Here is a 12,300-nt window from a genome sequence, read left to right on the forward strand (position 1 = left end):
GGGAATCTCTGCATGATCACGCCGGAGGTGAGGGATGATCCGGCGGCTGCTGGTGGCCAACCGGGGAGAGATCGCCCGGCGGGTGTTCCGCACCTGCCGCGAGCTGGGCGTCGAGACCGTCGCCGTCTTCACCGACGCCGACGCGTCCGCGCTCCACGTGGCCGAGGCCGACCATGCCGTACGGCTCGGCCCTCCCCGGGCGTACCTCGACCCCGCGAGGATCGTCGAGGCGGCCCGGCAGGCGGGCGCCGACGCGGTGCATCCCGGCTACGGCTTCCTATCGGAGAACGCCGGCTTCGCCCGGGCGGTCCTGGACGCGGGCCTGACCTGGATCGGGCCCTCCCCCGAGGCCATCGCGGCCATGGGGTCCAAGATCGAGGCCAAGGCGCTGATGGCCGAGGCCGGGGTCCCTGTCCTCCCGAGCGCCGCGGTCGCCCCCGGCGAGTCTCCGGACCTGCCCCTGCCCCTCCTCATCAAGGCGTCGGCCGGGGGAGGCGGGCGGGGCATGCGGATCGTCCGCGACGCCGCCGAGCTGGCGGACGCCGTCGAGTCGGCCCGGCGTGAGGCGCTGTCCGCCTTCGCCGACGGGACCGTGTTCGCCGAGCCGCTGCTGGAGGGCGCCCGGCACATCGAGGTGCAGATCCTCGCCGACGCCCACGGCACCGTCTGGGCTCTCGGCGAGCGCGAGTGCTCGATCCAGCGCCGCCACCAGAAGGTCGTGGAGGAGGCCCCCTCTCCCGCCGTCTCCCCCGAGCTGCGCAGGGAGCTGTCCGACGCCGCGATCAGGGCCTCCCGGGCCATCGGCTATGTGGGAGCGGGGACCGTCGAGTTCCTGCTCGGGGAGAGCGGCTTCTTCTTCCTGGAGATGAACACCCGGCTCCAGGTCGAGCACCCGGTGACCGAGCTGGTCTACGGGGTCGACCTGGTCAGGCTCCAGCTGGAGATCGCCGAGGGCGCCCAGCTCGCCGCGCTGCCGCCGAGCCCGGTCGGCCACGCGATCGAGGTCCGCCTCTACGCCGAGGACCCCGCCCAGGGGTGGCGTCCGCAGAGCGGCGTCCTGCGCCGCTTCGAGATCCCCGGCGTGGACGGCGAGTTCGCGCTGGGCGGCCGCCTGCGGCTCGACTCCGGCATGGTCTCCGGAGACGAGGTCGGCGTCCACTACGACCCCCTGCTGGCCAAGGTCATCTCCTTCGGGGAGACCCGCGCCGAGGCCGCGCGCAGGCTGGCCACCGCGCTCGCGGGGGCCAGGATTCACGGGCTCACGACCAACCGCGACCTGCTGGTGACCGTGCTGCGGCACCCGGAGTTCCTGTCGGGAGCCCTCGACACGGGTTTCCTGGACCGCCACGCGGCGACGGACCCACTCGCCGGGGCGGACGCCGTACGGCTGTCCGCGCTCGCGGCGGCGCTGGCGGGGGCCGCGGCGAACCGCGCCGGAGCCCGCGTCCTCGCGGGGCTGCCCAGCGGCTGGCGCAACGTCGTCTCCCAGCCACAGCGGACGGCCTTCCGGACCGAGGGCGGCAACCTCCTGGAGATCGGCTACCGGCTCACCCGCGACGGCCTGTCGGCCGAGCTTTCCGGGGAGCTTTCCGGGGAGGTCTCCGGCGAGGTCTCCGGCGAGGGCTTCGACGGTGTGACGCTCGTGTCGTCCGCGCCGGACCTCGTGGTGCTGGAGACCAGGGGCGTCCGGCGGGCGTTCGAGGTGGCGGCCTACCCGGGCTACCCGGGGGCAGTCCACGTCGACTCGCCGCTCGGCCCCGTGCGGCTCACGCCGGTCGACCGGCTGCCGGAGCCGGTGGAGCAGGTCGTGCCGGGATCGCTGCTGGCCCCCATGCCGGGCACGGTCCTGCGGGTGGAGGTCAAGCAGGGGGACACGGTGGCCGCCGGGCAGCCGGTCGTCGTGCTTGAGGCGATGAAGATGGAACATCAGATCGTGTCCTCCGCGTCGGGGGCGGTGTCCGCCCTGAACGTCACGCCGGGCCGGCAGGTCGAGGCGGGAGCCGTACTGGCCGTGATCGAGGCCTCAGCGGTCATCGGGGGCACAGCGGTCGGGGGCGCGGTGGTCGGGGGCACAGTCGCCGAAGGCCCAGCGATCGAGGGCGCAGTCATCGAAGGGGTGGCCGTCGAGGGAGCCGAGGGAACGGGGAGCGACGAATGACCGGGCGACTCGTGCGGCACGCGAAGGCGGGGGGCGTCGCGACGATCACGCTCGACTCGCCGCACAACCGGAACGCGCTGTCCGCCGGGCTCCTCCGGGAGCTGGACGAGGCGCTGACCTGGGCGCTGGGCGAGTCCGGCGTGCGGGTGATCGTGCTGACCGGCGCCGGCCCGGTCTTCTGCGCCGGGGCGGACCTCAAGGAGCCGAAGGCCGCACAGGTCACCACCGCCTTCCCCGACATCCTCAGCCTCATCTGGGAGAGCCCGAAGCCGGTGGTCTGCCGGCTGAACGGCACGGCCCGCGCGGGCGGCCTCGGCCTGGTGGCGGCGTGTGACTTCGCCATCGCCCCCGAGACGGCGTCGTTCGCGTTCACGGAGGTGCGGCTGGGCGTGGTCCCCGCGATGATCGCGGTGACCTGCCTGCGGCGGCTCGACCCTCGTGCGGCGGCGGAGTATTTCCTGACGGGCGAGGTCTTCACCGCCCGGCGGGCCGCGGAGATCGGCCTGCTGACGCGCGCCGTGCCGGACGAGGACCTCGACGCCACCGTCGCGCACTACACCGGCATGCTGCTCCGCGGCGGCCCCGAGGCGCTCGCGATCACCAAGCGGCTCGTCCGCGAGGTGCCGGCGATGCCGGTCGAGGAGGGCCTGCGCCAGATGGCGGCCCTGTCGGCCCAGCGCTTCACCTCCGAGGAGGGTCAGGAGGGCATCCGCGCCTTCATGGAGAAGCGGCCCCCCGCCTGGGGCGCGGTCTTGGGAACAACCTGGGGCGACGCGTCATGACGCTGCGCGTCGCCAACTGCAGCGGCTTCTACGGCGACCGCCTGTCGGCGGCCCGCGAGATGGTCGAGGGCGGCCCCATCGACGTGCTGACCGGCGACTGGCTGGCCGAGCTGACCATGCTGATCCTCGCGGGGAACCGGCTGAAGGGCCGCCCCGGCTACGCCACGACCTTCCTCACCCAGATGGAGCAGGTCCTCGGCACGTGCCTCGACCGCGGTATCAAGATCGTCTCCAATGCCGGCGGGCTCGACCCGGTGGCCTGCGCGGGCGCGGTGTCGGAGCTGGCGGACCGTCTCGGGCTGCGGGCGAGCGTCGCCCACGTGACCGGCGACGACCTGATGCCTCTCACCACGCCGCCGGTCAACCTGGACACCGGCGAGACGCTGGACGCCGCGCCGCTCACCGCCAACGCCTACCTCGGCGGACGGCCGATCGCGGTGGCGCTTGAGCACGGCGCCGACGTCGTGGTCACCGGCCGGGTGACCGACGCCGCACTGGTGACGGGCCCCGGCATCTGGCGGTACGGCTGGCAGGCCGGCGACCTCGACGCCCTGGCAGGCTCGGTGGTGGCCGGGCACGTCATCGAGTGCGGCTGCCAGGCGACCGGCGGCAACTACGCGTTCTTCCGCGAGGTGCCCGACCTCGCGCACTGCGGCTTCCCGATCGCCGAGCTGCACGGCGACGGGTCGAGCGTGATCACCAAGCATCCCGGCACGGGCGGGCTGGTGTCGGTCGGCACGGTCACGGCCCAGCTCCTCTACGAGATCGGCTCGCCGCGCTATCTGGGGCCCGACGTGACGGCCCGGTTCGACACCATCCGGCTGGAGCAGGAGGGCCCCGACCGCGTGCGCGTCTCCGGCGTGCGCGGAGAGCCCCCGCCGGACACGCTGAAGGTCGCCGTCAACTACCTCGGCGGCTACCGGAACACGATGACGCTCGTGCTCACCGGCCTCGACATCGAGGCGAAGGCGCGGGTCGCCGAGGAGGCGATCTGGGCCCGCGTGCCGAGGGACTCCTTCGACCAGGTCCACGTGGAGCTGACGCCACTGGGAACGGCCCGGCTTGGCGAGACGGCCGCGCCCGAAACGGCGCGGCCCGACGACAGGGCGCGACCGGAAACGGCCGGGCCGGGCCAGACGGCAGGACCCCAGACGCCGGGACCTCAGACGCCGGGACCCCAGACTGCGCGGCACGGCGGGCCCAGTGGGCCAGAGACGGCGGGATCGGGTGGGACGGCGCTGCTGCGGATCACCGTGATGGACGCCGACCGGCGGAAGGCCGGGCGGGCGTTCTCCTCGGCCGTCGTGGAGACCGGGCTCGCCGGCTATCCGGGGTTCTACGGCCTGACTCCCCCGGGCGACGCCTCGCCCTACGGTGTCTACTGGCCGTCGCTCGTGGACGCGAGAGCCGTACAGGCCGTGGTGACCGTGAACGGCGAGCGGATCGAGGTGGCGCCCGCCACCGCCCCGGCCGGTCCCGGGGTCCCGGAGCCACACGAGCCTCCGGCGTACTCGTCCGACCAAGCCGGCAGCGGCGATCCGGCTTTCACGGGGGACCTGGCTTTCACGCGGGACCCGGCTGTTACGGGGGACCCGGCGGCCGGGCGGGTGCTGCCGCTCGGGACGGTCGCGGGCGCCCGGTCCGGCGACAAGGGCGGCAACGCCAACGTGGGCGTCTGGGTCCGTACGGCGGAGCAGTACGCCTGGCTGGCCGCGTTCCTCACGGCCGACCGGCTGCGCGAGCTGCTGCCCGAGACCGGCGACCTGGTGATCGAGCGGTTCCCCCTGCCGAATCTGCTCGCGCTGAACTTCGTCGTCCACGGGCTACTGGGCAGAGGAGTGGCCGCCAGCCCGCTCCTCGACGCCCAGGCGAAGGCCCTCGGGGAGCGGTTGCGTGCGGTTCCGGTGCCTATTCCAGTCTTTTCTGACGATATTTCACGCGATCGCACCACATGAGAAACATGAGTGCCGGAGTGCCCCTACCATTGCGCGCAATTGCTATGGAAAGGGACAGCGATGCGACTGCGGTTTCTGGGCTCGACCTCGGAGGCTGGGGCATGCCCCTCCCTCTACGAGACCGATCGCGGCACGATCGTCGTGCAGGGCCTGGAGCTGGTCGACATCCAGGCCAAGGCCGACCTGCTGCACGTGCTCGACGGCGAGACCGCCGTCGAGGTGCCACGGGAGCTCCTCGTCGAGATCGCCAGGCGTGTGCTCGACTGATTACGATTAGGGACTTCCCTATGGTTTGATCCATGCCTGCTCGTCTACCTTTGAGCGCGCACCACGGCCGGAGGTAGCAGTGAGTAGTTTCCAGCAGGCCCGCATCGACCTCGGGGCCCAGCTGCGGCAGTTACGGGAGAACGCTCACCTGTCCGGGAAAGACCTCGCCGAGCGGCTCGGCTGGCAGCCGTCCAAGGTCTCCCGCATCGAGAACGCCCGGCAGACCGCGACCGAGGACGACGTGGTCGTGTGGACCCAGGCCGTTCGGGCCGGCCCCGAGACGGTCGACGGTCTGATCGCGCAGACGGTCGGGCTGCTGGAGCAGCAGGACTCGTGGCGGCAGCGGCACAAGAGCGGCCTCGCCGCACTCCAGGAGGACATCCGGGACCTGGAGTCACGGACGAAGCTGTTCCGGGTGTTCGAGCCGGGCGTGGTCATCGGGCTGCTCCAGACCGCCGAGTACGCCCGGCACATCTTCAGCAAGGTCCGCCGGCTGTACGAGACGACCGACGACATCGACGCCGCGATCCGGGTCCGGATGCAGCGGCAGGAGATCCTGTACGACCCATCCCGCCGGTTCCGGTTCATCATGCCGGAGTCCGTGCTGCGCTACCGGCTCGCGCCGTCCGACGTCATGCGCGGCCAGCTGGACCGGTTACTGGCCGTCACGACGCTGCCCAACGTCGAGTTCGGAATCGTCCCCTTCGAGGCGCCCCTGCCCGCCGCGCTGGTGAACGCCTTCTGGATCTACAACGACTCCATGGTGGGGGTGGCGACCAGGACCAAGGACCTGGTGCTCCGCGACCCCGACGACGTGGCCTTCTACGCCCAGGCGTTCGAGGAGTTCTGTGAAGTGGCGGCCTACGGCGACGCGGCCAGGGCGGTGATCGTCCGCGTCCTCGACGACTACGGGAGACAATCGCCCGGCTGATCGCGGCAATTGCTTGAACAGCGCTCCGGCGGCATGCAATCCTGGCCTCTGAACGGGAGGTGACGGGCGATGGTCGACACGGTTTCCGGCATCCAGGAGCTCGCCTCCGCCACGCGCCGGCACATCGACCTCTCGGTTCGAGTGATGGGCGGCAGCCCTCCCAGAGTCCAGGTCCGCAACCGCTTCAGCGAGACCCTGAGCGAGACGGTCACCTGCTCCGACGACGGCGCGTTCGTCACCTCGTGGGGCTACCGGCTGGGGACGGTGGAGAGCGTCCAGGACGCCGCCGACCGGCTGGCCTACCTCATGGCCGCTCTCCCCGCCTGACCGCCGTCACCCTCCGAGCGCCCCTTCCGAGCGCCCGTTACAGGCTTCGTTACTTTCCGAGCGCCGTCTGCAGATCCATGACGTGGTCCTGCGTCTGCTGGAGCAGCGGCCGCAGCGCCTCACCCACGTCGAGCAGCCCCAGCTCCTTGGCCTGCTCGACCCGCTCCCGGTAGCGGTGCAACTGCTCCAGCTCCAGGTCCAGGTCGAGCTGGAGCGCCGCCGCGCCGTCGGTCGCGACCGGCACCTCCGGCACCTTCACGCTGGGAACTCCGCCGAGGAAGTCGATCTGCTCGGCGAGCGTGGTCGCGTGGGTCAGCTCCTGGCCCAGGTGCTTCTTCAGCTCCTCGATGATCGACAGGTACTCCGCGCCCTTGATCGTCGCCGCGTGCTGGACGTACTGCACGATCGAGCGATACTCGCTCTCCAGGTCCTCGTTCAGTAGGGCGATGAAAGCCTGCTGATCCATGATGATCACCCTTTCGCTTCGGCAGGCTTCTCGTAGTACCCCCGGGCGTGGCCCCCGAACGCGCTCAGCCGTCCAGAACGGCCATCGCGGCGTTGTGGCCCGGGATTCCGCTTACCCCGCCGCCGCGCCGTGCGCCCGCCCCGCAGAGCAGGATCCGCTCGTGCTCCGTCTCGACGCCCCACGGCCCGTCCTCCAGGGACTCGGCGAACGGCCAGGACAGGTCGCGGTGGAAGATGTGCCCGCCCGGCAGCCCGGCCTCCCTCTCCAGGTCGGCGGGCGTCTTGGCCTCCAGGCACAGTTCCCCCGAAGGGGCGCGCAGGAGGCAGCCCTCGATCGGCTCGGCGAGGACGCCGTCGATCGACGCGATCGTACGGCGCAGCGCCTCCCGTTTGGCCTCCGGATCCCCGAAGAGCCGGGCCGGCATGTGCAATCCGAACAGCGTCATGGTGTGCGCGCCGGACTCCCGCAGCGACGGCCCGAGGATCGACGGGTCGGTGAGCGAATGGCAGTAGACCTCGGCGGGCGGCAGATCGGGGATCCGGCCGGCGGACGCCTGAGCGTAGGCGGCGGCGAGCCGGTCGCGGCCCTCGTTGATGTGGAACGTGCCGCTGAACGCCTCCGCCGGGTCCACCGAAGGATCCTTCAGGCGGGGCAGCCGCGACAACACCATATTGATCTTGAGTTGGGCGCCCTCCGGAGCCTCCGCGGGCTCGCCGAGCAGCCGGGCGAGCACCGCGGGCGGCAGGTTGGCCAGCACCCGGTCGCCCGTCACGACGTGTTCGGCGCCGTCGGTGAAGGTCACCTCGCCGCCGGCGGGATCGATCGCCAGCACCTCGGTGCCGGTGCGGATCTCGGCGCCGTGCCGTACGGCGATCTCGGCGAGGCCGGAGGTGACCGCGCCCATACCGCCGACTGGGACGTTCCAGTCCCCGGTGCCGTCGCCGATGACGTGGTAGAGGAAGCACCGGTTGGCCAGCAGGTCGGCCGCCGGGTCGGCGAAGGTGCCGATGAGCGCGTCGGTCAGCACGACCCCTCGGACCGTGTCGTCGGCGAACCGCTCGTCCACGGCCTGGCCGATGGGCCGTTCGAAGAGGTCACGCCACGCCTCGTCATCCCCCACGATGTCGCGCAGCGCCGTACGGTCCCTGAGGGGTTCGAGGAGCGTGGGAGCGACGCGGCGGGCGACGTGGGCGGTCATCGCGTAGAAGCGCTCCCAGGCGTCGAAATCCTTCCGGCCTCCGGTCACCGCGGCGAACGAGGCGGCGGTGCGGCCGGCGTCGCCGTTGTCGACGAGCAGCCCGGTGTCCCCGACGGGGGTGTAGGAGGCGAAGCGGCGATGGCGCAACTCCAGCCCGAGGCCGAGGTCCTTGACGATTTTGGCGGGAAGCAGGCTGACCAGATAGGAGTAGCGGGACAGCCGGGCGTCGACGCCGGCGAAGGGCTGGACGGAGACGGCGAGGCCGCCGACGTGGTCGAGCCGTTCGAGGACGAGCACCCGGCGCCCGGCCTTCGCCAGGTAGGCGGCGGCGACCAGGCCGTTGTGCCCGGCGCCGGCGATCACGACGTCGTAGCGCGACTGAGGCATGAGAGTGCTCTCCCGAGACAATGCATGATCATAAATGAGGGAGCCGCAGGCCGACGGTGTAGTCCGGGAAGCCGTGCATGATCACGAGAAGGGGGCTGGCGGGGGCTCAAGCACCTCAAATGACACCATGGCGGGCACAATATCCCGAAGCGGACATCTTCCGTCAACCCCACACAGGAGAGTTATGCGCACATCCGATGAGGTCGCCGACGCCCTCGCCGGCGGCAGGCCGGTCGTGGCCCTGGAGTCCACCATCATCTCCCACGGGCTGCCACAGCCCCGCAACCTCCAGGTGGCCCTGGAACTGGAGGAGATCGTCCGGCGGGCGGGAGCCGTACCGGCCACGATCGCGGTCCTCGACGGCGTCCCGCGTATCGGCCTCGACAAGGCCGGCCTGGACCGGATCGCGACCGAGCCGGGCCTGCGCAAGCTCGGCTTCCGCGACCTCGCGCCCGCCTCGGCCCTCGGGCTGAGCGGCGCGACGACCGTGTCCGCCACCTCGTTCCTGGCGGCCAGGGCCGGCGTCCGGGTGTTCGCGACCGGAGGGCTCGGAGGCGTCCACCGCGACTGGACCACCGTCCAGGACGAGTCGGCGGACCTCGACACGCTCAGCCGTACGAGGATCACGGTCGTCTGCGCGGGCGTGAAGTCGATTTTGGACGTGCCGGCGACGCTGCAACGGCTGGAGACCCGGCAGGTCACGGTCGTCGGCTACCGTACGGACCACTTCCCCGGCTTCTACCTGCACAGCTCGGGCGAGCCGGTCGACTGGCGCATCGAGAGCCCGCGCGAGGCGGCCGGGATCATGCGCGCTCAGGACGCGCTCGGCGGCCCCGAGACGGCGCTGATCGTCGCCAACCCGGTGCCCATGACCGAGCAGCTCGACCCCGCCCTGCACGACAGGGTGCTGGCCGAGGCGCTCCAGGCCGCCGAGGCCCAGGGCGTGACCGGCCAGGCCATCACGCCGTTCCTGCTGGAATACCTGGTCAACGGCACCGGGGGCGCGTCGCTGGAGGCGAATCTGGCCGCCGTCAGAGGAAACACCCGTCTCGCCGCCGAGATCGCGGCATCCTGGGTCCAGGAGAAGTAGCCGGGAGGCGGGCCGGTGGGCGGCGTCGGGTCCGGCGGCTCTCGGGAGGACGAAAAAGCGGAAAAAAATGTCTCCTGGGCCGCCCACCTGGGCGCCTGCCCCCTGCCGAGGCCTGGGATCTTTACCCTATTGACACCAATTGATAGCTTGCGGCGTAAGCTGCACCAACAGCAACATCCGTCACTCTCAGGAGGGTGCGGTCTCACCGATGGACGCCGAGTCAACGATCTGTCTGAGCGACCTGGTTCCGGCGCTGCGCTGGAGCCGTCCTCAGCAGGTGGCCGAGATGCTGGCCGACCCTCGCCTGCCCGGCGGCTGGTGGGCCTCCGTGGCGCTCGGACGCGCCCTGGACGCGACCGGAGTTGACTGGCTCTGCGAGCGGCTCGCCCGGCTCGCGGTGGGCCGATGGGACCACCTGCCCCTCACCGACCTGCTTCCGGCGCTCCAGGTCCACACGGTCGACCCGGCGCTTCCCGGCTGGCCCGAGCCCGCCCGGGCCGTGGTCAACGGGATCGGCGGCTGGTACCGGCTGCGCCGCCTCACGCCCTGCGACCTCCAGTCGCCCACAGCGGCGGCGTCCCCTGAGGTGGTCCTGTCCACAATCTTCCGGGAGATCTTCGGGCACCTCCTGCAGCAGTCGCAGGCACAGCGCGTGGAACAGGCGGCGGCCGCACCTGGGACGGCTCCCCCTGCACAGGATTCACAGCGACCCGACATTCAGCGGCCGGACGCGCAGAGGCCGGAACCGCCGGTGCCGGGGCCGCTGGTATCGGGGCCGGGGCCGCTGGTGCCGGGGCCGCGCGCCGAGCAGCCCGAGCCACTGGTGCCGAGGCAGCCGGAGGCCGCACAGCCCGAGCCCGTGCAGCCGCCCATTCCCCAGCAGCCCCTCCCCCAGCGGCAGGTGCCTCAGCAGCCGCTCCCTCAGCAGCCCGTCGCCCAGCCCTCCGAGCCCCAGCCTGTGGCGCAGCCCGCGCCGAACCAGCACCCGATGGTGGGCGTCGTGGACGGGCTCTTCCGGGGATGGGACCCGCTGGCGAAGGCGGTGGCCGCCCAGCGGCTGTTCGCGGCCGAGCCCGTCAGCCTGCGGACACTCGCCCACGACCTCAATGTCGACCGCGACATGCTCTCCCATGCTCAGCGCGCCGCCGAGGAGCGGGTGCTGAACTGGCTGCGCTCCCCCGACTCCGCGCCGCTCACCGGCCATCTGTTCGGGCTGACCGAGTGGCTCGGCGCGGCGGCCACCCAGGAGCAGCTCATCGCCGCCGATCCGTCCCACCCGATCGAGGTGCCCACGCTCGGCACGCCGCTCTGGCGGGTCCTCGTCACGCTCATGCCCGACCGCCGCCTCCAGGACGGCTGGCTGGTCGTCGGCGACCTCGCGGGGCTGCGCGAGAAGACCCGGCAATTGCTGGCGAACAAGCCGGCGGACGCCGACGTCGTCGAGTTGCTCGGCCAGCTCGGCATCCGGGCGCACTCCGCCAAGGCCTGGCTCGACTCCATGCCCCCCGCGACGCCGCCTGGCGCGCAGGGGCCGGACCAGGCCGCGGCCGAGGGGGCCAAGCCGCTCCCCCGCCGCACACCGGGCGCGAACGGCCACCATCACCAGCGGGGCGGGGTTCCCATCCCCTCGCAGGCGAACAACGGGCCCGACGCGGCCACGGCCCTGGCGGCGCTCAACGCGCTCACCGGCGGCGTCCCCCGGCCGCACCTCGTCCCCAACCCGCGGACCACGCCCAGCCCCACCTCGGACCCGCGCCGCTGGCAGCGGATCGACGTGACCAGCGGCCATCTGCGCGGCGAGCCGGTGGCCGTGCCCGAGGGGTACGCCGCGCAGCTCGGCATGCGGCCCGGCACGCTGCTGTCGGTCACCGGGCCGGGCGACAACGCGGTGGTCCTCATCTGGCGCGATCGGCAGCCGATGTTCGACTCGCTGCAGCCCGTGCTGATGCGGCTGAACGCGCGGCCGGGTGACTCCGTCTACGTCACCGTGGACGGCTATCGCCTCGACGCCCAGCTCACTTCTTGACGTCGAGCAGCTTCCGGTAATAGGTGGCCGACACGTCGTACCCGAGGGCGCGGTAGAACTCCGCCGCGCGCCGGGTCGCCAGGGCGACGTATCCCGCGTCGCGGGACCGGGCCCAGGTCTCGAACTCCTCCAGCAGCATGCGGCCGATGCCGTGGCGGCGGTAGGCGTTCTCGATGATGGCCTCCTCCACCCAGGCGACCCGCCCGTTGGCGAAGAGCGTGAGGTGCGTGAAACCCAGCAGGTAGCCCCGGACGGTCCCTGCCACGGTGGCCACCAGGAGCAGCGCGTCCTCGTTCTCCAGCAGCTGCGGGAACGCCGCGTCGAAGGCCGCCCGTTCCGGCCGGAACGTCAGCGCGAACTCGCGGGCAAGCCCGAAGATTTCGTCCGCATCGGACTTCTCGGCCTTCCGGAGCTGGAGATCACCAGAGCTCATGAAAGGGACTCTAGGGTCCTAATGGCGCCCACGTCCAACCCGCCACTTCCCGCGCCCTTCCACTGGCCGGGTCCACTGATCTGTACGGCCCCGCCCTGGCCACTCGATCGCCCCGTCGCTGGGCGCGGACCCCTCAGATGTGACAAGGCCGAACGCGGGGCCCCGGCACTTACCCGGCACCCCGCGTCGGCGTGCGGCCATCCCGCCGCGTCAATGGTGTGGATCGATGGCTTGACCCCATGGATCGATGAATCCCATGGTCTCAAGGGCGGCTCCACGG

The 12,300-nt window shown here is 71.9% G+C and carries 11 protein-coding genes; 8 read left to right on the plus strand and 3 right to left on the minus strand.

Annotated elements, in window-relative coordinates:
- Positions 1–34 precede the first annotated feature (34 nt).
- The 6 genes from ABH927_RS09160 to ABH927_RS09185 all read left to right on the plus strand — a co-directional run bounded on the left by ABH927_RS09160 (position 35) and on the right by ABH927_RS09185 (position 6,420).
- On the plus strand, positions 35–2,158 hold the full coding sequence (locus tag ABH927_RS09160; protein ID WP_370019855.1) for a biotin carboxylase N-terminal domain-containing protein: 2,124 nt from the start codon (positions 35–37) through the stop codon (positions 2,156–2,158).
- Entirely contained in the window at positions 2,155–2,940 is a 786-nt protein-coding gene (locus ABH927_RS09165; RefSeq protein ID WP_370019856.1) for an enoyl-CoA hydratase-related protein, read from the plus strand. Before ABH927_RS09160 ends, ABH927_RS09165 begins: the two co-directional genes overlap by 4 nt.
- Positions 2,937–4,895 (plus strand): acyclic terpene utilization AtuA family protein, encoded by a 1,959-nt coding sequence (locus ABH927_RS09170; RefSeq protein ID WP_370019858.1) that lies wholly within the window; start codon positions 2,937–2,939, stop codon positions 4,893–4,895. Before ABH927_RS09165 ends, ABH927_RS09170 begins: the two co-directional genes overlap by 4 nt.
- Before the next feature lie 60 nt (positions 4,896–4,955).
- Positions 4,956–5,162, plus strand: a complete 207-nt coding sequence (locus ABH927_RS09175) for a hypothetical protein (protein WP_370019859.1) — start codon at positions 4,956–4,958, stop codon at positions 5,160–5,162.
- Between the two features lie 79 nt (positions 5,163–5,241).
- A complete protein-coding gene (locus tag ABH927_RS09180; RefSeq protein WP_370019860.1) occupies positions 5,242–6,093 on the plus strand; it encodes a helix-turn-helix domain-containing protein in 852 nt (283 codons plus the stop codon).
- A gap of 69 nt (positions 6,094–6,162) precedes the next feature.
- The gene (locus ABH927_RS09185) at positions 6,163–6,420 is read left to right on the plus strand and encodes a hypothetical protein (protein ID WP_370019861.1); all 258 of its coding nucleotides are present in this window, start codon (positions 6,163–6,165) and stop codon (positions 6,418–6,420) included.
- Positions 6,421–6,469: 49 nt separating this feature from the next.
- On the opposite strand, the gene ABH927_RS09190 is transcribed toward ABH927_RS09185, so the two are convergent.
- Positions 6,470–6,886 (minus strand): ferritin-like domain-containing protein, encoded by a 417-nt coding sequence (locus ABH927_RS09190; protein ID WP_370019863.1) that lies wholly within the window; start codon positions 6,884–6,886, stop codon positions 6,470–6,472.
- Between the two features lie 64 nt (positions 6,887–6,950).
- Positions 6,951–8,471: a phytoene desaturase family protein gene (locus ABH927_RS09195; protein ID WP_370019864.1), complete on the minus strand. Its 1,521-nt coding sequence runs from the start codon at positions 8,469–8,471 to the stop codon at positions 6,951–6,953.
- Positions 8,472–8,655: 184 nt separating this feature from the next.
- On the opposite strand from ABH927_RS09195, the gene ABH927_RS09200 reads away from it, so the two are divergent.
- Both ABH927_RS09200 and ABH927_RS09205 read left to right on the plus strand, forming a co-directional pair.
- Positions 8,656–9,561, plus strand: a complete 906-nt coding sequence (locus tag ABH927_RS09200) for a pseudouridine-5'-phosphate glycosidase (RefSeq protein ID WP_370019865.1) — start codon at positions 8,656–8,658, stop codon at positions 9,559–9,561.
- A 208-nt stretch (positions 9,562–9,769) separates the two neighbouring features.
- Positions 9,770–11,587, plus strand: coding sequence for a hypothetical protein (locus ABH927_RS09205; RefSeq protein ID WP_370019867.1), 1,818 nt, complete (start codon positions 9,770–9,772; stop codon positions 11,585–11,587).
- Here ABH927_RS09205 and ABH927_RS09210 read toward each other — a convergent pair.
- Complete coding sequence (locus ABH927_RS09210) at positions 11,577–12,020, minus strand: GNAT family N-acetyltransferase (protein ID WP_370019869.1); 444 nt, start codon at positions 12,018–12,020, stop codon at positions 11,577–11,579. The two genes, ABH927_RS09205 and ABH927_RS09210, sit on opposite strands and share 11 nt — an antisense overlap.
- Between the last annotated feature and the right edge of the window lie 280 nt (positions 12,021–12,300).

Source organism: Planotetraspora sp. GP83 (assembly GCF_041262585.1).
Classification (GTDB): Bacteria; Actinomycetota; Actinomycetes; order Streptosporangiales; family Streptosporangiaceae; genus JAOEGB01.